The 22,810-nt window shown below is 51.8% G+C and carries 21 protein-coding genes and 5 tRNA genes; 9 read left to right on the top strand and 17 right to left on the bottom strand.

Going from position 1 to position 22,810, the window contains the following annotated elements; genetic code table 11:
- Positions 1-3: 3 nt before the first annotated feature.
- The 5 genes from pyk to puuE all read right to left on the bottom strand — a co-directional run bounded on the left by pyk (position 4) and on the right by puuE (position 4,902).
- The gene (gene pyk / locus L1X57_RS09550) at positions 4-1,488 is read right to left on the bottom strand and encodes a pyruvate kinase (protein ID WP_009721326.1); all 1,485 of its coding nucleotides are present in this window, start codon (positions 1,486-1,488) and stop codon (positions 4-6) included.
- A 99-nt stretch (positions 1,489-1,587) separates the two neighbouring features.
- Complete coding sequence (locus L1X57_RS09545; RefSeq protein WP_009721325.1) at positions 1,588-2,436, bottom strand: glutathione S-transferase N-terminal domain-containing protein; 849 nt, start codon at positions 2,434-2,436, stop codon at positions 1,588-1,590.
- A 92-nt stretch (positions 2,437-2,528) separates the two neighbouring features.
- The gene (locus L1X57_RS09540) at positions 2,529-3,020 is read right to left on the bottom strand and encodes an ureidoglycolate lyase (protein WP_009721324.1); all 492 of its coding nucleotides are present in this window, start codon (positions 3,018-3,020) and stop codon (positions 2,529-2,531) included.
- Between the two features lie 98 nt (positions 3,021-3,118).
- On the bottom strand, positions 3,119-3,943 hold the full coding sequence (locus tag L1X57_RS09535) for a bifunctional allantoicase/(S)-ureidoglycine aminohydrolase (protein ID WP_009721323.1): 825 nt from the start codon (positions 3,941-3,943) through the stop codon (positions 3,119-3,121).
- A gap of 11 nt (positions 3,944-3,954) precedes the next feature.
- Positions 3,955-4,902 (bottom strand): allantoinase PuuE, encoded by a 948-nt coding sequence (gene puuE / locus L1X57_RS09530; protein ID WP_009721322.1) that lies wholly within the window; start codon positions 4,900-4,902, stop codon positions 3,955-3,957.
- 293 nt (positions 4,903-5,195) lie between these two features.
- On the opposite strand from puuE, the gene L1X57_RS09525 reads away from it, so the two are divergent.
- The 3 genes from L1X57_RS09525 to L1X57_RS09515 all read left to right on the top strand — a co-directional run bounded on the left by L1X57_RS09525 (position 5,196) and on the right by L1X57_RS09515 (position 9,022).
- Complete coding sequence (locus L1X57_RS09525; protein ID WP_009721321.1) at positions 5,196-5,951, top strand: aspartate/glutamate racemase family protein; 756 nt, start codon at positions 5,196-5,198, stop codon at positions 5,949-5,951.
- 170 nt (positions 5,952-6,121) lie between these two features.
- Positions 6,122-7,492, top strand: coding sequence for an NCS1 family transporter (locus L1X57_RS09520; RefSeq protein WP_009721320.1), 1,371 nt, complete (start codon positions 6,122-6,124; stop codon positions 7,490-7,492).
- 63 nt (positions 7,493-7,555) lie between these two features.
- Positions 7,556-9,022, top strand: a complete 1,467-nt coding sequence (locus tag L1X57_RS09515) for an NCS1 family nucleobase:cation symporter-1 (protein WP_009721319.1) — start codon at positions 7,556-7,558, stop codon at positions 9,020-9,022.
- 93 nt (positions 9,023-9,115) lie between these two features.
- Here L1X57_RS09515 and L1X57_RS09510 read toward each other — a convergent pair whose 3' ends face one another.
- The 3 genes from L1X57_RS09510 to uraH are packed head-to-tail and all read right to left on the bottom strand — an operon-like array spanning position 9,116 to position 11,421.
- Positions 9,116-9,832 carry a GntR family transcriptional regulator gene (locus L1X57_RS09510; protein ID WP_009721318.1) on the bottom strand — a complete coding sequence of 239 codons (717 nt, stop codon included), beginning with the start codon at positions 9,830-9,832 and terminating at the stop codon, positions 9,116-9,118.
- 24 nt (positions 9,833-9,856) lie between these two features.
- Positions 9,857-11,056: a urate hydroxylase PuuD gene (locus tag L1X57_RS09505; RefSeq protein WP_009721317.1), complete on the bottom strand. Its 1,200-nt coding sequence runs from the start codon at positions 11,054-11,056 to the stop codon at positions 9,857-9,859.
- Between the two features lie 11 nt (positions 11,057-11,067).
- The gene (gene uraH, locus L1X57_RS09500) at positions 11,068-11,421 is read right to left on the bottom strand and encodes a hydroxyisourate hydrolase (RefSeq protein ID WP_009721316.1); all 354 of its coding nucleotides are present in this window, start codon (positions 11,419-11,421) and stop codon (positions 11,068-11,070) included.
- Between the two features lie 125 nt (positions 11,422-11,546).
- Between uraH and uraD the strand changes: the two genes are divergently transcribed.
- On the top strand, positions 11,547-12,092 hold the full coding sequence (uraD, locus tag L1X57_RS09495) for a 2-oxo-4-hydroxy-4-carboxy-5-ureidoimidazoline decarboxylase (protein WP_009721315.1): 546 nt from the start codon (positions 11,547-11,549) through the stop codon (positions 12,090-12,092).
- A gap of 155 nt (positions 12,093-12,247) precedes the next feature.
- Here the strand turns inward: uraD and L1X57_RS09490 are convergent, their stop codons facing one another.
- The 3 genes from L1X57_RS09490 to L1X57_RS09480 all read right to left on the bottom strand — a co-directional run bounded on the left by L1X57_RS09490 (position 12,248) and on the right by L1X57_RS09480 (position 14,260).
- Positions 12,248-12,604: a phasin family protein gene (locus tag L1X57_RS09490; protein WP_009721314.1), complete on the bottom strand. Its 357-nt coding sequence runs from the start codon at positions 12,602-12,604 to the stop codon at positions 12,248-12,250.
- A gap of 180 nt (positions 12,605-12,784) precedes the next feature.
- The gene (locus tag L1X57_RS09485) at positions 12,785-13,474 is read right to left on the bottom strand and encodes a glutathione binding-like protein (protein ID WP_009721313.1); all 690 of its coding nucleotides are present in this window, start codon (positions 13,472-13,474) and stop codon (positions 12,785-12,787) included.
- A gap of 93 nt (positions 13,475-13,567) precedes the next feature.
- Positions 13,568-14,260: a glutathione S-transferase family protein gene (locus L1X57_RS09480; protein ID WP_009721312.1), complete on the bottom strand. Its 693-nt coding sequence runs from the start codon at positions 14,258-14,260 to the stop codon at positions 13,568-13,570.
- A 455-nt stretch (positions 14,261-14,715) separates the two neighbouring features.
- Here L1X57_RS09480 and L1X57_RS09475 point away from each other — a divergent pair, with 455 nt between their 5' ends.
- From L1X57_RS09475 to L1X57_RS09455, 5 genes are all read left to right on the top strand, one after another.
- The gene (locus L1X57_RS09475) at positions 14,716-16,407 is read left to right on the top strand and encodes an L-lactate permease (protein WP_009721311.1); all 1,692 of its coding nucleotides are present in this window, start codon (positions 14,716-14,718) and stop codon (positions 16,405-16,407) included.
- Between the two features lie 223 nt (positions 16,408-16,630).
- The gene (gene glcD / locus L1X57_RS09470) at positions 16,631-18,130 is read left to right on the top strand and encodes a glycolate oxidase subunit GlcD (RefSeq protein WP_009721310.1); all 1,500 of its coding nucleotides are present in this window, start codon (positions 16,631-16,633) and stop codon (positions 18,128-18,130) included.
- Between the two features lie 51 nt (positions 18,131-18,181).
- A complete protein-coding gene (glcE, locus tag L1X57_RS09465) occupies positions 18,182-19,282 on the top strand; it encodes a glycolate oxidase subunit GlcE (protein ID WP_009721309.1) in 1,101 nt (366 codons plus the stop codon).
- A gap of 14 nt (positions 19,283-19,296) precedes the next feature.
- Positions 19,297-20,529, top strand: coding sequence for a glycolate oxidase subunit GlcF (glcF, locus tag L1X57_RS09460; RefSeq protein ID WP_009721308.1), 1,233 nt, complete (start codon positions 19,297-19,299; stop codon positions 20,527-20,529).
- A gap of 87 nt (positions 20,530-20,616) precedes the next feature.
- Complete coding sequence (locus L1X57_RS09455; protein ID WP_009721307.1) at positions 20,617-21,018, top strand: GlcG/HbpS family heme-binding protein; 402 nt, start codon at positions 20,617-20,619, stop codon at positions 21,016-21,018.
- Positions 21,019-21,154: 136 nt separating this feature from the next.
- Here the strand turns inward: L1X57_RS09455 and L1X57_RS09450 are convergent.
- The 6 genes from L1X57_RS09450 to L1X57_RS09425 all read right to left on the bottom strand — a co-directional run bounded on the left by L1X57_RS09450 (position 21,155) and on the right by L1X57_RS09425 (position 22,633).
- Positions 21,155-21,231 (bottom strand) — tRNA-Asp (locus L1X57_RS09450).
- A gap of 78 nt (positions 21,232-21,309) precedes the next feature.
- Positions 21,310-21,385: transfer RNA gene (locus tag L1X57_RS09445), tRNA-Val, on the bottom strand.
- Between the two features lie 51 nt (positions 21,386-21,436).
- A tRNA-Asp gene (locus tag L1X57_RS09440) sits at positions 21,437-21,513 on the bottom strand.
- Positions 21,514-21,551: 38 nt separating this feature from the next.
- A tRNA-Asp gene (locus L1X57_RS09435) sits at positions 21,552-21,628 on the bottom strand.
- A 62-nt stretch (positions 21,629-21,690) separates the two neighbouring features.
- A tRNA-Val gene (locus tag L1X57_RS09430) sits at positions 21,691-21,766 on the bottom strand.
- Positions 21,767-21,859: 93 nt separating this feature from the next.
- Positions 21,860-22,633, bottom strand: a complete 774-nt coding sequence (locus L1X57_RS09425) for an alpha/beta fold hydrolase (protein WP_009721306.1) — start codon at positions 22,631-22,633, stop codon at positions 21,860-21,862.
- Positions 22,634-22,810: the final 177 nt, after the last annotated feature.

Raw genomic sequence — 22,810 nt, 5'->3', positions numbered from 1 at the left:
CGATCAGCGCTGCGCTTGCTCAACATGCTGTTCGGTAATTGCCATTATTTTCATGGTATTGGTGCCACCATGGGCATTCATATGATCACCTCGAGTCAGAATCACGTGATCGCCAAGCGTAACGACACCCTGTTTGACCAGCAGTGTCAGTGCTTCGTCATTCAACTCTGTGGCACTCATTTCAGAGGTATCAAACGGCAGTGACACGACACCACGATAAAGCGCCATACGACGCTGGGCAATGGGAGTATGGGCAAGCCCAACAATAGGTAAGCCTGAGCGAATACGCGAGGCAATTAGCGGCGTATAACCCGAGGAGGTCATACAGGCAATCGCAGTAACGCCTTTCATATGGTTAGCAGCATACATTGCCGAAAGTGCAATGGTTTCGTCTGGCCGCGAAAAGCCTTCGTGAATACGGTGCCCTGACTCTTGGGCAGTTTTCTCACGCTCGGCGCCTAAACATACCCGCGCCATAGCCTCTACGGTTTCTAGTGGGTAGTCGCCTGCGGCTGTTTCGGCGGAAAGCATTACTGCGTCACTACCATCCAGCACCGCATTGGCAACATCAAACACCTCTGCGCGGGTAGGCAGTGGCGCTGAAATCATGCTTTCCATCATTTGTGTGGCGGTAATCACGGCGCGGTTAAGCGAACGCGCGCGTTTGATCATACGCTTTTGCACGCCGACCAGCTTGGCATCACCAATCTCAACACCCAGATCGCCACGCGCCACCATGACCGCTTCCGACGCTTCGATAATGCCGTCAAGGGTTGCCTCATCTGCCACGGCTTCGGCACGTTCCACCTTGGCAACTAAGCCAATATCCTTGCCTGCTTCACCGAGTAAACGGCGCGCTTCAAGCATATCTTCCGCATGGCGGGGAAAGGAGATAGCCAGGTAATCGACACCAATCTCAACAGCGGTTTTTAGGTCGATTTTATCTTTCTCGGTCAACGCGGGAGCAGAAAGTCCTCCGCCCTGCTTATTAATACCTTTATGGTTGGAAAGCTTACCGCCTACGACCACGTCGGTGTGCACCTGCTGGCCCTCTACACGGGTTACATCCAATACCACACGGCCGTCATCTAACAACAGGCGGTCACCGGCTGCCACGTCTTCCGCCAAGGTTTTATAGTCGCAGCCCACTTGGTTAACATCACCCGCATCGCCATCAAGCGCCATATCGAGGACAAACGACTGGCCCTCTTGAAGAACCACAGCACCCTCTTTGAAGCGTGCGATACGAATTTTAGGGCCTTGAAGATCGCCCAGCGCCGCTACGCTTCGGCCCAGTTGGGCGGCGATTTCCCGCACGCGCACTAAGCGTCGACGATGATCGTCTGCGGTGCCATGAGAGAAGTTTAAACGCACCACATCAACACCCGCCGCTAGCATGGCTTCTAAGACACCTTCCCGGTCGCTGGCGGGCCCAAGGGTGGCGACAATTTTAGTACGACGGATCGAAGAGAAGTGCAGTGCGTTCATAATTTTCCTAATTATTAATAGAATGAGAATAAAAACTTATATAAGCGTTCATCAGCGTGGGGACGACTACCTCTGGCGCGTCACCATTTTACAGGGCAACTACTGTGTCAACGCCTGCTGGATGAACATCTCGCAATGCTGCCGTGCAGGACGGTTTTGCAGCCCCGCCCAGTAATGTTCGAATTCAGGACGGCGTGGCAGGGTTCCAAACTGCATTCCCCATCCAATGTGGGAGCCGACATAAACATCGGCGGCGCTAAAAGCATCACCAGCGATGTAGCGGCGTCCATTGACGGCCGCAGCCAGAGCCTCAATCACCGTCGCAAAGTCGCCAGAACCTAGCCGCATCCGCTGCTCTGCATTAGGTTGGAAGCCCAAGCTATTAAGCGAGGCAGCAGCTTCTAGCGGCCCAGCAGCGAAGAATAGCCAGCGATAATAGTCGTCTCTTGCTGAAAGCGGCGGTGCCAAACCCGCCTCGGGGAAGGCATCGGCAAGATAAGCACAGATAGCGGCAGCCTCCGTGACCACTCGCTCACCGTGGCGAATAGCCGGCACCTTGCCCATCGGGTTGATGGCTAAATAGTCTGGCGAATGCATTGTGGCCCCGTACTCCAGGACCACTAAGCGATAAGGTACACCCAGCTCTTCAAGCATCCAGTGCACAATGCCTCCCCGCGAAAGGGGGTGGGTATAGAAAATCAGTTCGTCAGACAGTGCGTTGGTCGGTTCGCTCAGCGCTGGGGGAGGTAATTGAGCGCTAGGCGGGAGCACATAGCCTTGGCCTGGTTCACTAACAATCTCGACCCCAACGGCTCTAAGCACAGCAATATCTTTGTAGAGAACACTCAGCGGTATACCTAGCGCTTCAGCCAGATCCGCACCGCTGACTGGATCGTCGTAGTGACGCAGCATTTTGAGTAGTTTTGGCAAACGGTGGGCTTGTGACATGCTGGTCTCCTACGCGCAATGTGCGCTCTATTTTTCTCGTTCAGTCAAAAGCTAACCTGAGCAAGATGACAACCGTATGCTGTTAGCGCAAGTTATTCGCCTAGAGTAACGGTAATATCAAGCGAGTACTCATCGCAGTTATTGCCATCACCTCCCCTATCCACCACTAAAAACTCGCCCTCACGCTCAAGCACCGACTGAATAGCGTGCCAAGTACCTGCACGGTAATTGACGCCCTGACGACCATCAGTGACAAAAGCGCGGACATTCGCTGCGTCAATTGTGTCTCCAGGGGGGGCTACCACCACAATAAAGCGCTCTTGATGTAGCGGCATAAAGGCCTGGCTACCCTGAGGGTGGCGCTCTAAAAAAGTTAATTCCAACGGTAACGTAATCGGCTGGCTGACAAAAATATTAATCAGCGTATGGGCGTTGTCACCTAGCGTTTCTACACGTGCTAGGTCGTGGTGACGCTGGGTACGACCTGCATTAATGGGAAACGACGCTGACGTGCGGGCATCAATCACATCGCCAAAAGGCGCAAACGCCTCGGCTGTTAGCGGTTCGGCTATCAGTTTAATCATTATAAAATCCTAAAATAGTCTGCTTCGCCGAGTAAGCACACAGCGAAGCAGCCAACGCCAGAACTTAAATACCAGAACTTAAATACCAGAACTCAACGTTAGAGCTTAAGTGCGGCGTGGCGATTGACGTCTTTGTACAATAAGTAACGGAATGGCCCTGGGCCGCCGGCGTAACACGCCTGGGGGCAGAATGCGCGTAGCCACATAAAGTCACCAGCCTCTACCTCAACCCATTGCTGATTAAGGTGATACACAGCTTTCCCTTCCAACACATAAAGCCCGTGCTCCATTACATGGGTTTCGTCAAAGGGAATTACGCCGCCCGGCTGGAAAGTCACGATATTGACGTGCATGTCATGGCGCACATCAGCAGGGTCGACGAAGCGCGTGGTTGCCCAGCGGCCTTCGGTTCCCGGCATTTCGAGTGGGGCAATGTCTTGCTCATTGGTGACAAAGGCCTTCGGTACGTCTAGCCCTTCCACAAACTCATACGCCTTGCGAATCCAGTGAAAACGCACAGGAGAAGACGACTCATTGCGCACTTGCCAGTGGCTACCTGGAGGGATAAATGCATAGCCACCGTGGCGCATCGTGTGGCGCTCGCCCGCCAGAGTAAGCGTTAACTCGCCTTCCACAATGAACAGCACGCCTTCGGCTTTGGGGTCTAGCTCCGGCTTTTCGCTGCCGCCCTCAGGCTGAACTTCCATGATGTATTGAGAGAACGTTTCAGCAAAACCAGAAAGCGGACGCGCCAGCACCCATAATCGAGTGCCTTCCCAGAAAGGCAGGTTGCTAGTGACAATATCCCGCATCACGCCTTTGGGAATTAACGCATACGCTTCTGTGAATACGGCACGATCAGCGGTTAGCTGGGTTTGCGGCGGGTGCCCCCCCGTAGGGGCGTAGTAAGGAGATTTATTCATTATTTTGCCTTTCAGCGGGTTGGAGCGGGATGGTGTTCTGCCCAATGGCGAGCAATATCCACACGACGAGCTACCCATACGCGGTCATGAGCCTCGATATGGTCTAAAAAGCGCTGCAGAGCACGGAAACGTCCAGGACGTCCTAGCAGTCGACAGTGCATGCCAATAGAGAGCATTTTGGGCGACTCATCTCCCTCAGCGTAAAGCACATCGAAGGCATCTCGCAGATAGGTAAAGAAGTGATCCGCCGTATTAAATCCTTGCGGGGCAGCAAAGCGCATATCGTTAGTATCTAGGGTATAAGGCACGATGAGATGATTATGCTCACTACCTTGGCTATCGGTCACAGAGGTCCAAAACGGCAGATCGTCACCGTAATAGTCGCTATCGTAAAGGAAGCCGCCTTCCTCCAGAATCAGCCGCCGCGTATTCGGGCTATCGCGCCCGGTATACCACCCCTCAGGCTTTTCACCGTAAAGGCGCTGGAAGATGTCCACGGCTTTCTGCAAATGCTCTCGCTCGACATGCTCGGAGACTTCTTGGTAATGGATCCAGCGATAGCCGTGACAGGCAATTTCGTGACCCAGTTCTTTAAACGCTTGGGCGACATCAGGATTACGTTCTAATGCCATTGCCACACCAAATACCGTCAGCGGCAAGTCACGCTTTTCGAACTCCCGCAGAATCCGCCAAACGCCAGCTCTAGAACCATATTCATAGATCGATTCCATACTTAGATGGCGATCTGGATAGCTGGCCGCGCCAATAATCTCAGACAAAAACTGCTCTGACCCTGAGTCACCGTGAAGTACGCAGTTCTCCCCGCCTTCTTCGTAATTCAACACAAACTGAACAGCAATCTTAGCGTTGCCTGGCCAGTTGGCATGAGGGGGGGTGCGGCCATAACCCGTCAGGTCACGAGGATAAGCATTCGATGGTCGATCAGATGAATGGGACATTCAACGGCTCCTTTAGTGGTTGCAGAGCATTTTATTGGTATTAAAGATCTACAATACAGGAAATAATTGTATACAAAATAGCGCCTTTATAGAACAACCGCAATCCAACAGCCGCTTAATTAGCTGAGATGATTAGCATTTTAAAACAAGCAAGACGCTAACCTGTTGAAACTTGAACACCTGGTCAAGCCGTACCTACATTTAAACAACGTAAAAAGGCTTGCGATCCACGCAAAACCGCCCTATTTTCGTATACAAGATGCTCAACTTTGTCTACCAGCGAGCGATTCAACATGCATATCCGCATTATCAATCCAAACACAACAGCCTCTATGACGGCTGCCATTCATCAGGCCGCCCAGCGACAGGCAGCGGCATCGACAACCGTTACCGCCACCCAGCCCGATGCGGGGCCAGTATCCATCGAGAGTCATTTCGACGAGGCCATTAGCGCAGTAGGCGTTGCCGAAGAAGTTCTTAAAGGTGAACGCGAAGGTGGCATCGATGCTTACGTGGTTGCCTGCTTTGGCGATCCAGGCTTATTAGCAGCCCGAGAGCTAACCCGTGCGCCAGTCATTGGCATTGCGGAAGCAGCCTTTCATCTGGCCACGCTCGTCAGTACCCGCTTCTCAATTGTAACGACGTTAGGGCGTACCGGCATTATTGCAGAACACTTGCTCGAACAGTATGGGTTCCGCCACCACTGCCGCCGCATTCGCGCTGCAGAAATTCCGGTTCTCGATCTTGAACATCACCCTGATGCCGCCTTTACCCGCATTGTTGAAGAGTGCTGCCGTGCCCGCGATGAAGACGGCATTGGTGCCATCGTTTTAGGGTGTGGCGGAATGGCGAACTTAACTGAAGAGATCAGCCGTGAGGTTGGCGTACCGGTGATAGAGGGCGTTAGCGCTGCATTAAAGCTTGCGGAATCCTTGGTTAGCCTAGGTCTCCACACCAGCAAACACGGTGACCTGGACTACCCCCGCCCGAAGGCATTTACCGGCAAGTTCTCTGCACTCTCCGACCTCAAACTCCCCTCACCAAGGTAAACATAACTTAAAAAAACACACTAATAATCCTGACCTTAAAGACACACCCTAAAAACAATAACCTCAAAAAATAACTGCATTCCCGTTAGCACGCCATGCCGCAAGCATCCCTTGAGCGCGTAATGCGCTCAAGCTGCCAATAACACCGATAATCTTGCGAGGACGGAAACATGAGCAACTCCAACCCGATTCTTACGTCAGAAGAATCGTCTGATGCGAACGTCGCAACAGACAGCAAAGCACCAGGCGCTGAAAGCTTAGCACCGCAAAGCACGCGAATTATGGGGCGAACCTCCTACTTTTTAGCCTGGTTTGGTGGGTGTGTCTCAATTGGCACCTTCGCCATGGGTTCAAGCGTGGTGGGCACCTTAAACCTACTGCAAGCCACACTAGCTATTGCGATTGGCTGCTTTGTAATCGGCATTGCACTAGCGATTAACGGTGCAGCTGGCTACAAATATGGCATTCCTTTTATGGTGCAGGCACGTAGTGCCTTCGGCTTTACCGGCACCCGTATTCCTGGTCTTGTAAGGGCTGTGCCTGCGGTAGTGTGGTATGGCTTTCAAAGCTGGATTGGCGCAGGTGCACTGAATATGGTGTCTGCCACGTTGTTCGGCTTCGATAATTTAATTTTCTACTTTATTACCTTCCAATTTCTGCAGATTGGTTTGTCGGTGCTGGGCTTTCAGGGCATTAAATGGCTTGAGAATATCGGCAGCGTCTTTATTTTGCTTTCGCTGATGTATATGTTTTACGCCACAGTACAACGCTACGGCGATGAACTGTCGGCCAGCATTTTGACCATGGAAGGCTCTTGGGGCTTGCCGTTCTGGAGTGCCACCATGCTGTTCCTGGGCATCTACAGCACCATGATGCTCAATGTCAGTGACTATTCACGAGAGCATAAGAAAGGTACCAAACAGAGCCTGTTAACCACCATTTACGCCATGTCGATTTTGCCGTGTACGCTGTTTATGGGCTTGATTGGCTACATGGTGTCAGAGGCAACGGGCACAGCAGACCCCATCCAAGTATTTGCGAACGCCGTGGACAACACGCCACTACTAATGACCACGCTGCTATTCATCGCTTTTGCGCAGGTAACCACCAACGTGCTTAACAACGTGGTGCCACCCACCTACATATTGATGGACGTATTCAAACTTAAATTTCCGGTCGCTACTATTATTGTTGGGTTACTGGCATTTGCCACCTTCCCTTGGAAGCTTGTTCAGCCTGAGTCGGCTGCTGGCCTACAACTCTTCGTACAAACGTATTCGGCGTTCCTTGGTCCTATCTTTGCCATTCTCGTTGTGGATTACTACATCATCCGCCGCCGCACGTTAGATATCAGCAAGCTTTACGACCCTTCCGGCCCTTATCAGGGGCTCAACATTGCCGCCTTAATTGCTACAGTGGTGGGCATTATTGCCGCGCTGACATTCTCTTCAATCTCTTGGTACGCAAGCCTGATACCCGCAGGGCTGACCTACTACCTACTGATGAAACATTGGTCTGCCTGCCAGCGTTTCACTCAGTAAATATGCCTTGTACCTGCCTGCCCACTATGTGTGGCAGGCACACATTTCGACAAGAGAGCATTGATGATGAATAAACCGTCTGACAGTGAGCTCGACATACAGCACATTGACCCCACCCTTTACAATGAAGATCTTGCGCCCTTAAAACCCCAAGACCGTAACTGGGGAGCGTTTGAAATCTTCAACGTGTGGTCGAACGATATTCAAAGCCTGTTTGGCTACACCCTAGCGGCGTCACTGTTCCTGTCCTATGGACTGAATGGCTGGGCGGTCATGACCGCGATCATTCTGGCCGGCGTCATTGTTATGTTTTTGGTTAACCTGACCGGTAAACCAAGCGTCAAATACGGCATCCCTTTTCCTGTTATGGTTCGCGCCAGCATGGGAGTGCGAGGGGCTAACTTGCCAGCGATGTTACGCGCCATCGTTGGCATTTTTTGGTATGGCGTACAGACCTACTTTGCATCGACGGCTGTGGCGCTGCTCATCACGGCACTTTTCGGGGCAGGCAATGGCAGCACTTTTCTAGGCCTATCAGGCGTTGCCTGGGTGTCGTTCATTATCGTCTGGTTATTTCAAATCGCCATTTTCTGGCAAGGCATTGAGCGCATCAAGCACTTTCTAAACTGGGCAGGCCCGCTGGTTTACCTAGTGATGGTCGTACTCATGATCATTGTGTGGTTCCAGGCAGGCAGCGAACTACTTCCCGCAGTGAGCACTATTTTTAGCGGCAGCGGTGAGTACAGTGGCAGCAGCCTTGGCGCGTTCCTGGCGATTGTTGGCACCATGGTGGCCTATTTTGCGGCGGTAGTGATTAACTTTGGTGATTTCACCCGTTTTGTGAAAACAGAGCGCCAAATGAAGCTTGGCAACTTGCTCGGCCTGCCACTGAACGTCGCGTTTTTCTCATTTATTGCGCTGATCATCACTGCCGGAACATTGGTGCTGTTTGGGGATGCACTGACCAACCCCGCTGATATTGTTGAACGCGTTGACTCTCTGCCATTGACCATTGTGGCCGCACTCACGTTCTTTGCCGCGACGGTAGGCATTAACCTGGTGGCTAACTTCATCCCCCCGGCTTACGACCTTGCCAACCTGTTTCCCAGCAAAATCAGTTTTAAAATGGGAGGCCTGATTACCGCAGTGATTGCCTTCTTTGTGGGCGCGCTGTGGATCTCAGTGATTAGCCAAATCGGCGTGCCTGGCTTTGTGAATACCCTGGGTGCAATCGTTGCGCCGTTCTACGGTATTATCGTGGTGGACTACTATCTCATTAAGCGCCAGGAGCTCAATATGCAAGAGTTGTTCTCCTCCGCTCCCAGTAGCGCCTACTATTACGTAAAAGGCTGGAATACCCGCGCACTGATTGCCTTCAGCGGTGCAGCGCTGTTCTCGCTTTCTACGGTCGTCGTGCCCGCGTTCGAAAGCCTTGGCGGTTATGGCTGGCTGCTTGGCGCGGGGTTAGGAGGGCTATTCTACTTTGGCTTAATGCGCCAGTTTAAGACTGCGCCCGCTCCTGCGGTATAAACACTCAAACAGCATTTACTACCTACCTTCACAAAAAAGCCCAGGCCTTCAGGTCTGGGCTTTTTCACTGCCTATTTTCACCACTGAATAGACTTAACCACCAAAAATCTGCTGCAAGTCTGGCACATTCTCTTCTTCTTCAACCATTGAAAGTGAGGCTTCAATCGCTTTGAGATGGCGGCTCATAAACGCTTTCGCTCGCTCGCCGTTACCCGCCTCCAGGTAGCCGATCAAATCATCGTGATCGTGGGATTCACAGCCTAAGTGGCCGCGATGACCGTAAACCGCCAAAATCAATGATGACCGTGAACACAACCGCTCAACAAACTCGGCCAGCGTTGCGTTACCCGAAAGCTGGGCAAGGCGCACATGAAAATCCGCAGACAAACGGATGGCGATGCTCTGCTGGCCATTGCGCAACGCCTGACGTTCTTGGCGAGCCATCTCACGCAGTTCAGCGGCTTCTTTCTCTCCGATCCGCCTTGCCACGTCAGGCATTAGTCCACACTCAATCATCTGGCGTGCGTCGAACACATCCTTAGCCTCTTCGGCAGTAGGCCGTGTCACGCTGGCTCCACGACGTGGCGTGAGCGTCACTAATTGCTCTAACGCTAAGCGCTGCAAGATTTTACGAATGCCGGTACGGCTGATGCCAAAGACATCAGACAAGGCGTCTTCGCGCAGCCGAGCACCCGGCTTTAGCCGCTGCTCTACAATGGCGTCGCTAACCGCACGATAGATTGACTCGTGACGCTCCTCGCCTTCTTTTTCCGAGGGTCTTTGCTTTAACGCCGCCTGCGCATCACTCATAGGGTCTCCTGTCTGCGACTTTAATCACTCCTCCCACGCGGCAATGATATCGCGCTCTTCATCACTCATGTTGGTGATATTGCCAAGTGGCATATACCGACTCGCGACGACTTGCTGGATTTGCGCCTGATGGCCCAGGATTTCATCCCAAGTATCAAATGCGAAGCCTGCGGGCGGCGCTGAAAAACCAGCATGTTCAGGGTTACGAGCATGGCATTGAGTACAATGCTGATCAATTAACCCCGAAATTTGAGCTTGGCTGGGCACGCCCGCGGCGCTTGCATTACCAGCATTGGAGCTAGGTGCTGCCACCCAGAATGCTAATAGAATAAGCCCTATCCCAACGGCAGGATAGGCAGGCTGCGTTTTTCCTGCATGCATTAATACAAAGAATTGCCTAATAAGGGCTCCGGCAAAAATAAACAGCACCATCACTACCCAGGAAAGCTCGTGGGAGTAGATGAAAGAGTAGTGGTTACTCACCATCAACAGCACTACCGGCAACGTAAAGTAGGTGTTGTGCACCGAACGTTGCTTGCCCCGCTTGCCATCTAATGGGTTAGGCGTCTCGCCTGCCTTCATGGCTTTCACCATGCGGCGTTGGCCGGGAATAATCCAAAAGAACACGTTGGCCGACATGGCAGTGGCCATCACAGCCCCTGTTAATAAGAAAGCGGCACGCCCGGTAAACATCTGGGTGCTTAAATAAGCAACCACGATCATCATCACCGCAACTGCAACGCTGAGAAGACCATCACGGTTCATGTTAGGGCTTATGCGTTTACATAGCTCGTTGTAGACCACCCAACCACCGAGCAAGAAAGCCAACGCAAGAAGATTGGCTTGCCAGCCTGTCATACTGGCTGCCCACGCCCAGTTACTGTTGGGGTTAACTAGATAGAAGCCTGGGTTTGCCATATAAAGAATAACGAACAGGGCAAAACCCGAAAGCCACGTCGTATAGGCTTTCCAGAACGACCAGTGAAGGTCATTCGGCAGCTTGGCAGGCGCGGTGGCATACTTTTGGTTATGGTAGAAACCGCCGCCATGCACGGCCCACATCTCTCCAAATACGCCCTTTTCACGATCTTCGGCTGCTTTCGGCGTTCTTAAGCCGTTATCCAGCATGACAAAATAGATCGACTCACCGATCCAGGCAATAGCCGCGATAACGTGCAACCAGCGAAGCAGTAAATTAACAAAATCAATAATATAAGCTTGCATAACAGACCCTCTCAGCTACCGCGGTAGGTGGAGTAGCTGTAAGGAGATAGCAGCAGCGGCACATGGTAATGCTGGCTGGCATCCGCAACGCCAAAACGTAAAGGAATTACGTCTAGAAAGCGCGGCTCTTGGGAAGCAATGCCTTGGGCGCGTAAATAGTCACCTGCATGGAAAACCAGCTCATACTCGCCTACCGTTAGGGCATCACCTTCCAAAATAGGCGCATCACAACGACCATCACTGTTGGTGATGACACTGCACAAGTGTTCGCGCGTGTTCCCTGCCAAACGAAACACGTCAATAGTGATCCCCTGACCGGGCTGTCCTTTGGCGGTATCGAGTACGTGAGTAGTTAACCGTCCCATAGCAACTCCTTAATAATCACGGTTGTTGATCATAGTTGTTCGACTTAACCTATTGGTCAAAGAGTACCGTTGATGCTATTTATTGTATACAGTATTTCCATTATTAAACACACTGGAGAGATTTAGTGTCTACCTCAACATCACTCACGCTTTCGCCCGCCCCTAGCACATGCAGCTTGGAAACATTTACTCAACATTACGGCGATGTGTACGAACACTCTCCCTGGGTGGCAGAAGCTGCCTGGAAGGAAGGGTTAAGCGATGTGCATGACGCACCGGACGCGCTAGCTGATCTAATGGGACTTATGCTGCAGCGGGCAACACCTGAACAGCAAATCGCTGTTATACAGGCTCACCCTGACTTAGCAGGCAAAGCGGCGATGTCGGGCGAGCTGACTCAAGACTCTACCCGCGAACAAGCAGGCGCTGGGTTAGATCAGTGTACGCCTGAAGAGTTTGCCCGCTTCGAAAAACTTAATGCCGCTTACAAAGAAAAATTTGGCTTCCCCTTCGTCATTGCCGTAAAGGGACTTGATCGCCACGCCATCTTGGCAGCGTTTGAAGTACGCTTACACAATGGTTTAGCTGAAGAGCGTGAAACGGCCATTAAGGAGATTATCCGTATCGCCCGCTTTAGGCTAAACGTACGGGCTGAGCAGCAGCTGCCGTAATTGGCACATCACCGCGAAAAGCCACTTACCGCATACAGCCACTCTTTTTTGTACCTGGCGAGATAGCGCTCCACAACGCTTTCAGATGCGTGTAAACAAAAAAATGCCGCACCTGATGATGACGGTGCGGCATTTTATCTATCAATTAATAGCGTTTATTGCTTAGCAGTTTCCACTGCTTTTTTAGTGGTCTCTTCCGCCATTTTCTGACTCTCTTGCATAAAGTTTTGGCTAATAGAGGTGACTTTTTCAGAGTCTCCTTTCATGCGCTCCATTAGGTCAGACGCTGTTTTTTGCTGACTTTCCATGGCTTTTTTGAAGCTGTCGGCATCTTTCACGTCTAACCATGTACGTGCCTGGGCAATAGTCATATCTGAGTAAGCACGTGCTGCATCCATTTGCGCGCTAACAACCTGCTGATAGTAGTCAAGCGCTGCCAAGGTATAAGAACGCATTGGCGATACAAAGACAGACTCAAACTGCTGGGTGGATTTCTCTGCGGCCTTGTTCATCACATAATCTCCTTAAGTGAGCTAGCGATTCGACACGCATCGATGAGCGGTCGATGATCAGGCGGTTGCCTTTACTAACAACAAAGCTAGCAGTGCTTTTTGTGCAGCGCAACATGATTTTTTCATAACATTGCGACTAGCCACCGACAACAACAACCCCATCAACCAACCAGTGACTACTTAGCGATTGCCAAACAAGTATTTACGTGCATGCTCATCCATTTCGCCCCCCGCCTGCGGGTTGACATCTTCGATCAAAGAATAAGCTTTTCGGACAGCAGGGCGTTGCGCTATTTCATCAAACCATCGTTCTAAGTCAGGAAACTCTTCTAGCGTTTGGCGCTGCTTCTCCCATGGCACAACCCATGGATAAATCGCCATATCTGCAATGGAGTAACGATCGCCGCCCACGTAATGCTGCTGGGATAGGCGTTGATCTAGCACACTATACAAGCGATGCGTCTCGCGAACGTAACGTCCGATAGCGTATTCAATTTTCTGCGGCGCGTACTGGCAAAAATGATGGTTCTGGCCCGCCATGGGACCTAACCCGCCCATTTGCCAATGAAGCCATTGCAGCACGACATAGCGCTCACGACCCTCGGAAGGCAGAAACTGTCCGCACTTATCGGCCAAGTATTCTAAAATAGCACCTGACTCAAACAGTGCCAGGGGCTGGCCGCCGTCTTGAGGCGCATGATCAACAATGGCAGGAATGCGATTATTCGGCGCAATGGTTAAGAATTCGGGATCAAACTGCTCACCACGCCCTATATTGATAGGTTTTACCCGATAAAGAAGCTTAGCTTCTTCAAGCATGATGGAGATTTTGTGGCCATTGGGAGTTGTCCAGTAATACAGGTCAATCATTGCCATCTCCTCTCACACATACGGCATAAGCCGCTTGTGTGGCTTTACTAGTGCGTACGATTGATACAGGCGGCAACGCTGCCGCCTGACACATTATAGATCACGAATAGTGACGGCCTTACCCGCGACTGCGTCGTGCACCTCCAGCATACGCTTAAACCACTCATCAACCGGATCATTAGCGTCAACTAATCGCTCAAGTGACACGGTATATGCCCACATCATGCTGCCAAATAGTAGGTAATCTGCTCCGCTAGGTGCTTCTCCATCCAAAAATGGGCTAATCCGAAGCTGATCACGCACAGGGGCCAACAGCTGTTTCAGCTGTGCTCGGCCCTGCTCTGGGTTATTGACCTCTTCCAATCGCATACCAAAACGGGCTTCGCGAGTCTCTCGGAAGTAGGCGCGATCATCAGGATGGATGGCCGCTAATAAATCTAGTGCGACCGTTCGAAAAAGTGCCGGGGTAACGCTACGCTCAACATAGAGCTTAAAAAATTGGACACGCTGATAGCTTACCCCCTCTCCCAATACTGGATTGGCAGAGTAAGCCTTATCTAAGTAGCGCATGATGTCGAAGCTATCAGTGACAACAGTGTCACCATCGGTTAACACCGGCACTTTGTCGTAGTTAGCAAAGGCAAGTGCCTCTTTATCACGAAAACGCCAAGGAACCGTCGTATATTCCAGACCTTTGTGTGCCAGTGCCATACGAACGCGCCAGCAATAGGGAGAAAAGCGTAAGCGTTCATCGCGTCCGCATAAGTCATAAAGGATTATTGCCACCGTGACGGCCTCCTTATTGTTAAGAAACGTGGTTAGAACCAATTATCCGCTAACAACAATGGGCGCAAGCCAACAAGGACGCAAGGGGCGAGATTCACTAGCGACGGACATTATCCTGGAGCAATCGCATGACCTGAATGGGCGAGAAATTTTATCTTCTCTCGTTTGCCCCTGTACTGCTCTCTTGGATGGAAACTGTACTGTCTATTAGTCTAATAGCTTGCTGGCAGACATCCTGCATTGAGGAAATTTAAAAACAAATAAAAACAAATCGTTAAATTTAAAAAAGTGGCTCATGACCTACACCTACAACCACCCATAATTGGTAAGACCAATTATCCAATATAGCCATTTTTTCTACCTAACCGTATCTTTCGCATTGACCCGACCAGCATTGCCACGAACGCTGGCATCTGCCGAGTACACCAAATCAATAACAAGGGGCCATTCCTAACATGAATGAAACTACACTTGCACTTCTGGCATTTCTGCCGCTGTTGCTTGCCGGTATTTTGCTCATTGGTTTTAAAATACCCGCAAAAATAGCGATGCCGATTGTTTTCCTGACGGCAGCCATTATTGGTCTGACCGCTTGGGATATGTCGTTTAGTCGCGTTGCCGCGTCTACCATTCAAGGGCTGATTCAAACAGCAGGCCTTCTTTGGATTATCTTTGGCGCTATCTTGCTGCTGAATACGCTTAAGCATTCTGGCGGCATCACTGCGATTCGTAACGGTTTTTCAGGCATTAGCCCTGACCGTCGCGTTCAGGCGCTGATTGTTGCCTGGTTGTTTGGCTGCTTCATCGAAGGTGCTTCAGGATTTGGTACACCAGCCGCCGTGGCTGCACCACTGATGGTAGCGCTTGGCTTCCCTGCGCTGGCAGCGGTTGTTGTCGGCATGATGATCCAGTCCACACCGGTTTCTTTTGGTGCCGTCGGCACGCCGGTTGTTGTTGGTGTGGGTAGCGGGCTTGATCGCGCAGGTATTACTGCTCAGTTGGAAGCCAACGGCTCTACGTGGGACGTGTTTTTCCAGCAAGTCACTAGCTCTGTGGCCATCACGCACGGCATCGTAGGCATTTTGATGCCTTTGATCCTGGTATTGATCATGGTGCGTTTCTTCGGTGCTAACCGCTCCTGGAAAGAAGGTCTATCCATTGCGCCCTTTGCGATCTTTACTGGCATTTCGTTCGTCGTGCCTTACATGCTGGTCGGCGTTTTCTTAGGCCCAGAATTCCCGTCTATGATTGGCGCCATGGTGGGCTTAGCGATTGTTGTACCCGCTGCTCGCAAAGGCTTCTTGCTGCCGAAAGATACTTGGGACTTCCCTGAATCAACTTCATGGCCAGACGAGTGGATCGGCAACCTGCAAATCAAGCTGGATGACGTCGCTGGCAAAGCGCCAATGTCAACTTTCAAGGGCTGGATTCCTTACGTTTTACTCGCCGTATTCTTGGTTGCTTCACGCATCGTGGAACCGCTGAAAGACGCGTTGACCTCCGTCAACCTGAGCTGGAACAACATTTTAGGCGAGGCCGGTGTTAGCGGTGGCGTGCAGCCACTTTATTTGCCTGGCGGCATTATTATCGCGGTAGTCATCGTCACCTACTTCTTGCACCGCATGAACCCACAGAAAATCAGCGCTGCCGTGTCTGAATCTACTAAAACCATCTTCGGTGCTGGCTTTGTCTTGATCTTCACCGTTCCGATGGTGCGCATCCTGATTAACTCTGGCGTGAATGGTGCGGACCTTGTGTCAATGCCCGTCATGATGGCCCAAGCGGTAGCTAACAGTGTGGGCGGTATTTATCCCTTCTTTGCACCTGCGGTCGGGGCGATGGGTGCCTTTATTGCCGGTTCAAATACCGTTTCTAACCTAATGCTAGCGGAATTCCAGTTTAGCGTTGCCGAAACACTTGGGTTGTCTACGGCGATGATGGTAGCTCTGCAAGCCGTTGGTGCAGCGGCGGGTAACATGATTGCGATTCACAACGTCGTCGCCGCATCAGCAACGGTTGGCCTACTGGGCCGCGAAGGTACAACGATTCGTAAAACAATTATTCCCACAATCTACTATCTGATCTTTACTGGAATCATCGCGCTCATTGCTTTTTATGTAATTGGCATTACCGATCCTCTGATGTGACAGGAAATCGTTAATCAACATTGAGCCATCTACGCTGGGTAGCCTTTGGGCTACCCAGCAACCCATCAGAAACGTTCTACTGCTCAGTAAGCTAAGCGATATCAACGCGTGATTAGCCTTTTCACAGTATGCAAAAGTTTTCCAGTGCCGCCTTATTATTTATGGAAAGCTTTTCCATAAAGTGATTAGATACTTTCTGCCCTCCTCATCCACAGGAGCTAACATGAACATTCTTTTCGATGAACGCCTCGACGGCGAATTCATTCACCGCGATAAAGCAGACGTATTGGAAGATCTGCAGAACGCTGTGCCGTCCTTAACACTGCTTCACCGTGAAGAGGATTTACACCCTTTTGAATGCGATGGCCTTGCCGCTTATCGCATCCTGCCCATGCTGGTTGCATTACCAGAGACTCTGGAGCAGGTAGAAGGCCTTTTAAAGCGCTGCCATGCATTGGGCGTTCCGGTCGTTACTCGCGGTGCAGGTACGGGACTTTCAGGGGGGGCTTTACCCCTTGAACGCGGCGTCCTGCTAGTGATGTCACGCTTCAACACCATCATTAACGTTGACCCGGATGCTCGTATTGCACGGGTACAGCCAGGCGTGCGCAACTTAGCTATTTCTGAAGCTGCTGCTCCTTATGGGCTCTATTATGCGCCCGACCCATCGTCACAGATTGCATGCTCTATTGGCGGTAACGTGGCGGAAAACGCGGGAGGCGTGCATTGCCTCAAGTATGGCCTCACTGTTCATAACGTAATGCGCGTTGATGTCATGACGATTGAAGGCGAGCGCATGACACTAGGTTCCGAAGCACTGGATGCACCGGGCTTTGACCTCCTCGCCTTGATGAATGGCTCTGAAGGCATGTTGGGTGTGGTCACTGAAATTACCGTAAAGCTGCTGCCCAAACCCGAAACCGCCAAGGTACTCATGGCCAGCTTTGATGACGTAGAGAAAGCGGGCCGTGCTGTTGGCGACATTATTGCCGCGGGGATCATTCCTGGCGGATTAGAAATGATGGATAAGCTGGCCATCAAGGCTGCAGAAGATTTCATCAAGGCTGGTTACCCCGTTGAGGCAGAAGCCATTCTTCTGTGCGAATTAGATGGTGTTGAAGCCGATGTGGACGATGACTGCCAAACCGTTCGCCGAGTCTTAGAAAAAGCAGGGGCGACCGATATTCAGCAAGCTCGCGATGAGGCTGAGCGCGCCAAGTTTTGGGCAGGGCGAAAAAACGCTTTCCCCGCTGTGGGCCGCATGTCGCCTGATTACTACTGCATGGATGGCACGATTCCTCGCCGCGAACTCCCACGCGTCCTTAAAGGTATTGCCGCCCTATCGGAAGAGAGTGGATTGGCGATTGCCAACGTTTTCCACGCCGGTGACGGCAATATGCACCCGCTGATTTTGTTTGATGCCAATAAAGAGGGCCAGTTGGCCCTGGCAGAAGACGTCGGTGGAAAAATCCTGGAGCTATGCGTGGCGGCAGGCGGCTCTATTACTGGCGAACACGGCGTCGGCCGCGAAAAAATCAATCAGATGTGCAGTCAGTTTCAATCCGATGAGCTAACGGTATTCCATGCATTGAAAGCCGCCTTTGATCCACAGCGCTTACTCAACCCAGGGAAAAATATTCCTACCCTGGCGCGCTGTGCTGAGTTTGGTGCCATGCATGTGCACAACAACGAACTACCGCATCCGGAACTACCACGCTTCTGATGCCACTCCTAGCCGACTGACCACTAGGAAGCATAATTATTAGGAATCACCATGACTGAACTAGCGATACATGCTGCCGATCGAGATATCGCTGACGACCTGTGCGAACAGGTGCGCAGCGCCTATACCGACCGCACGCCACTGCGCATAGTAGGTGGCGATACTCGCGCTTTTTACGGACGGCCGGTAGAAGGCAACGCCCTCAACATGGCGGCACATAGCGGTATTGTCTCTTATGACCCGGTAGAACTTGTGGTTACTGTCCGTGCCGGTACGCGGTTAAGCGCACTCAACGCAGCTCTAGCCGAAAAAAATCAAATGCTGGCCTTTGAGCCACCAGCGTTCAGCGATGCCAGCACCATTGGCGGTGCCGTCGCCACCGGCATGTCCGGCCCACGCCGTCCATGGGCTGGCGCAGCGAGAGACTTTGTCTTAGGCACCCGTGTGATCACCCAAGAAGGCAAGCTATTGCGTTTTGGCGGTGAAGTTATGAAAAACGTCGCCGGATACGACCTCTCACGCTTGATGGCAGGCGCTCAGGGGACGCTAGGTGTGCTCGCTGATATCTCATTTAAAGTACTTCCCATTCCCACCGCCAGCCACAGCCTTCGCCTAAGCATGGATCTTGAAGATGCATTGGGTAAGCTCGCCGAACTAGGGCGACAGCCACTGCCCATTACCGCCGCCGGATGGCACTCAGGCGAGCTATTTATTCGTTTGGAAGGTGGCGCAAGTTCAGTTAATGCGACCAAAGAACGCCTGGGTGGTGAGTCACTTCCTGGCGATTTTTGGCAGCAATTGCGCGACCATCAGCACGCTTTCTTCAGCTTGAACGAAGGGCAAGTACTGTGGCGCTTGTCATTACCCCCCAATACGCCGCCGCTAGCCTTGGATATTCCTCAAAGCGATATTTTTTATGATTGGGGCGGCAGCCAGCGATGGATAAAAACCAACGTGGCTGCTGATACGCTGCGCACGGTTTGCCAGCAAGCAGGTGGTCATGCCACCTGCTTTACCCCCCATGCCCAAGGCGGAGCAGAATCGCCTTTCACCCCACTCAACCCCGTGGTCGAAAAGTATCATCGCAACCTGAAGGCCGAGTTGGATGCCTACGGCATTTTCAACCCAGGCCGTCTTTATGCGGCGTTTTAATCAGGAGAGCTGACATGCAGACGCACTTTACCGATGCTGATCGCCAAAAACCGCATATTCAGGAGGCCGAGCGCATTCTGCGCACTTGCGTACACTGCGGCTTTTGTAATGCCACCTGCCCGACCTATCAACTACTAGGCGATGAACGAGATGGGCCTCGCGGGCGCATCTATTTAATGAAAGAGCTACTGGAAAGCCGCGATGACGATGATCAGGTCACCGAAGAGACACGCCTACATTTAGACCGCTGCTTAACCTGCCGCAATTGTGAAACCACCTGCCCTTCGGGTGTGGAGTACCACAAACTTTTGGATATCGGTCGCGCAGAAATCGATCGCCGGGTTCCTCGACCCATGGCTGAGCGCGCCCAACGCTATGCGCTGCGTAAAATGCTGGTAGACCCTAAGCGCTTCAAAGCACTTCTAACCTTAGGGCAAACCTTCAAGCCCCTGGTGCCTGGCAAGCTACGCAGTAAGATGCCACCGGCGCCAGTAGACGCAGGCCAACGTCCTGATAACCAACGTCACACACGCAAAGTGCTAATATTAGAAGGTTGCGTTCAACCTGGCCTTTCGCCAAATACCAATGCAGCGACGGCTCGACTGCTAGATCGACTCGGCATTAGTGTGACCCCGATCAGTGAAGCAGGCTGCTGCGGTGCCATCGATTTCCACCTTAATGCCCAGGACGATGGCCGTACTCGCATGCGTGCCAATATCGATGCATGGTGGCCACAGATAGAACAGGGTGCTGAAGCCATTGTTCAAACGGCCAGCGGCTGCGGCGCGTTTGTCAAAGAGTATGGCGACATGCTCAAAGACGACCCAGCCTATGCCGAGAAAGCGCAAAAAGTCAGCGCACTGGCAAAAGATATTGTCGAAATACTGCGCGATGAGCCAGTTGAGAAGCTGCAGCTGAAAGAGCATCAACGCCTCGCGTTTCACTGCCCTTGCACACTGCAGCATGCCCAGAAGCTTAATGGCGCGGTTGAAGGCGTGCTAAGCAAGCTCGGGTTTGCGCTAACGCCGGTAAAAGATGCGCATCTATGCTGTGGCTCGGCAGGCACCTACTCGGTCACTCAGCCGGAGCTTGCCACCCAACTGCGCGACAATAAGCTCAACGCGCTAGAAGCCAGCAACCCAGAGGTTATCGTCACTGCCAATATTGGCTGCCAAACCCACCTTGCTAGCGCCAATCGCACCCCGGTACGACACTGGGTGGAAGTGGTTGATGCTGCCCTGGTATAAACACTAATTCACTTTGCCGCGCTAACAAGCTTTTACAAGCAAACACGAGCGCGGCTCTTTTCTCCCCTTGATAAAAAGGAACGTTTGATGCAAACCAAAGCTGTTCTCGGCCAGACCGATGTCATTCAGGTACTAGATGCTGCTCAAAAAGAAGCCGATAACAACGGATGGCCAGTTACCATTGCCGTCACCGATGATGGAGGGCACTTGCTCGCTCTGCGCCGCTTAGATAATGCTGCACCTTTCAGTGCAGATGTCGCTACACAAAAAGCCCGCAGCGCAGCGTTGGGCCGTAAAGAGACACAAGTTTTTGAAGAGATGATTAACGGTGGCCGCACTGCATTTTTGTCTGCTCCGCTACAGGGCCTGCTATCAGGTGGCGTTCCCATCATTGTAGATGGCAACGTCGTCGGCGCTGTCGGCATCTCAGGCGTAAAACCCGACCAGGATGTACAGATTGCTAAAGCAGGTGTAAGCGCTATTGCCTGACGCTAGCGTGCAGCTTAATGGCTGCACGCAATACGTTTGAGATACTAAATTACACGCAATAGAAAAAGCCCAGATCAATGATCTGGGCTTTTTTAGAATTCGTTCGACTAAATTGAAAAGCCGATAAGTGCTTAAATGGCGGACCGGACGAGACTCGAACTCGCGACCTCCGGCGTGACAGGCCGGCATTCTAACCGACTGAACTACCGGTCCACTTTAAGTCACTTCTTTCTAACCATAAAACTAGCTATTTAGAAACGGTTCAGAGGCGCTTCAAAACATCAAGCTAAATGGTGGGTGGTACTGGGTTCGAACCAGTGACCCCCAGCTTGTAAGGCTGGTGCTCTCCCAACTGAGCTAACCACCCGGGCATCGAAAGCTGTATGCTTTACAATGGGTACAACTACACAAGCTATCGTGGCGGACCGGACGAGACTCGAACTCGCGACCTCCGGCGTGACAGGCCGGCATTCTAACCGACTGAACTACCGGTCCGAATAGCGATAACTTATACTACACAGTAAAATTGATGATGGCGGACCGGACGAGACTCGAACTCGCGACCTCCGGCGTGACAGGCCGGCATTCTAACCAACTGAACTACCGGTCCACTTAATGCATCAATTGCTACTATTTCACATACTGCTTTACGTTTCCAAACAACCAAATAAATGGTGGGTGGTACTGGGTTCGAACCAGTGACCCCCAGCTTGTAAGGCTGGTGCTCTCCCAACTGAGCTAACCACCCGCTGGTCACGTGGCGCTGCATTCTACAGGAGCTTAGGAAGATGTCAATACAGTGCGTTTAAATTTCCGATTTAAACCAGCGCATTGCCTTTTGCTACTCGTATCCTGCTGCACCTGCTTGGTGAGCGCGGACGAAGGATGCCGCAAGTATGGCCGCTTCGTCAATCAAAACCTGCTGACTTAACCCAGAAACACGTCTGGGTTTAAAGTCATGATCCCCATCAGCAAGCCAAGAAACGTTAATATTATCAGGCAGGATGTAACCTGAAACCTCGTCTACGTTGCCAAAGGGGTCTCGTTCACCTTGCAGAATCTGCACAGGGCAATTAATAGCGGGAAAGTGCTCCAAGCGGGTTTTATCTGGCTTTCTAGGGGTATGGAAGGGATAGCCAGCGACAATAACACCGTGGCAATGCACGTTATAACGTAGCATTTTATAACCTAACATTTCACTGGCGAACAAAGTCGCAACACGCCCACCCATTGATTTACCGCCAACCCATAAGGGCTGATCGCTTAAAGGTGCAAGTAGCGCGTACCATGAGGCAAAATTAGCCACCGTTTGCTTAATTGGGGGCGGCGGACGGCGTTTACCCTGCTCGTTAATTTGCTGCATATAAGGGAAATCAATTGCCAGCACCTGTACACCTTGGGCTGCCAGCATCGCGGCAAATTGCCGCATAAACGCAGAGCAATGACCCGCCCCCGCGCCATGAGCGAGCATTACTCGACCAACCTTAGGCAGTCCCACGATTGAGAGCGGGCCGTGCCCAGCCACCATAAACCGCTGCACAGCGGGAGTAGCTAACGCATCGCTCAAAGCTTCTGGGTGTATATCGACAAAACCAGAATCAGCGTAATACGACACGATTAACTCCTAATAATTCAATGTTACTTCTATTGGCGTGTTCAGCTTAGGGCGTGGCTGCGATAGAATCTATATCGGATCTTGACCTGCATCATCAAGCGGGTGGCCGCACCCGTGCAAAATGCTAATGCAAAATGCTACGGGTTACCCCCTAACCGCGTTCGATGGGAACATGAA

Origin of the sequence: Halomonas sp. TD01 (assembly GCF_923868895.1) — a bacterium.
Taxonomy (GTDB): Bacteria; Pseudomonadota; Gammaproteobacteria; order Pseudomonadales; family Halomonadaceae; genus Vreelandella.
The sequence above is the reverse complement of the archived record's forward strand: the minus strand, read 5'-3'. Positions and strand labels throughout refer to the sequence as shown.

What these genes read in the sequence shown, in the direction of transcription:
- pyk (WP_009721326.1), bottom strand. Translation starts at nt 1,488, where the DNA reads ATGAACGCACTGCACTTCTCTTCGATCCGTCGTACTAAAATTGTCGCC.
- L1X57_RS09545 (WP_009721325.1), bottom strand. Translation starts at nt 2,436, where the DNA reads ATGTCACAAGCCCACCGTTTGCCAAAACTACTCAAAATGCTGCGTCAC.
- L1X57_RS09540 (WP_009721324.1), bottom strand. Translation starts at nt 3,020, where the DNA reads ATGATTAAACTGATAGCCGAACCGCTAACAGCCGAGGCGTTTGCGCCT.
- L1X57_RS09535 (WP_009721323.1), bottom strand. Translation starts at nt 3,943, where the DNA reads ATGAATAAATCTCCTTACTACGCCCCTACGGGGGGGCACCCGCCGCAA.
- puuE (WP_009721322.1), bottom strand. Translation starts at nt 4,902, where the DNA reads ATGTCCCATTCATCTGATCGACCATCGAATGCTTATCCTCGTGACCTG.
- L1X57_RS09525 (WP_009721321.1), top strand. Translation starts at nt 5,196, where the DNA reads ATGCATATCCGCATTATCAATCCAAACACAACAGCCTCTATGACGGCT.
- L1X57_RS09520 (WP_009721320.1), top strand. Translation starts at nt 6,122, where the DNA reads ATGAGCAACTCCAACCCGATTCTTACGTCAGAAGAATCGTCTGATGCG.
- L1X57_RS09515 (WP_009721319.1), top strand. Translation starts at nt 7,556, where the DNA reads ATGATGAATAAACCGTCTGACAGTGAGCTCGACATACAGCACATTGAC.
- L1X57_RS09510 (WP_009721318.1), bottom strand. Translation starts at nt 9,832, where the DNA reads ATGAGTGATGCGCAGGCGGCGTTAAAGCAAAGACCCTCGGAAAAAGAA.
- L1X57_RS09505 (WP_009721317.1), bottom strand. Translation starts at nt 11,056, where the DNA reads ATGCAAGCTTATATTATTGATTTTGTTAATTTACTGCTTCGCTGGTTG.
- uraH (WP_009721316.1), bottom strand. Translation starts at nt 11,421, where the DNA reads ATGGGACGGTTAACTACTCACGTACTCGATACCGCCAAAGGACAGCCC.
- L1X57_RS09490 (WP_009721314.1), bottom strand. Translation starts at nt 12,604, where the DNA reads ATGAACAAGGCCGCAGAGAAATCCACCCAGCAGTTTGAGTCTGTCTTT.
- L1X57_RS09485 (WP_009721313.1), bottom strand. Translation starts at nt 13,474, where the DNA reads ATGATTGACCTGTATTACTGGACAACTCCCAATGGCCACAAAATCTCC.
- L1X57_RS09475 (WP_009721311.1), top strand. Translation starts at nt 14,716, where the DNA reads ATGAATGAAACTACACTTGCACTTCTGGCATTTCTGCCGCTGTTGCTT.
- glcD (WP_009721310.1), top strand. Translation starts at nt 16,631, where the DNA reads ATGAACATTCTTTTCGATGAACGCCTCGACGGCGAATTCATTCACCGC.
- glcE (WP_009721309.1), top strand. Translation starts at nt 18,182, where the DNA reads ATGACTGAACTAGCGATACATGCTGCCGATCGAGATATCGCTGACGAC.
- glcF (WP_009721308.1), top strand. Translation starts at nt 19,297, where the DNA reads ATGCAGACGCACTTTACCGATGCTGATCGCCAAAAACCGCATATTCAG.
- L1X57_RS09455 (WP_009721307.1), top strand. Translation starts at nt 20,617, where the DNA reads ATGCAAACCAAAGCTGTTCTCGGCCAGACCGATGTCATTCAGGTACTA.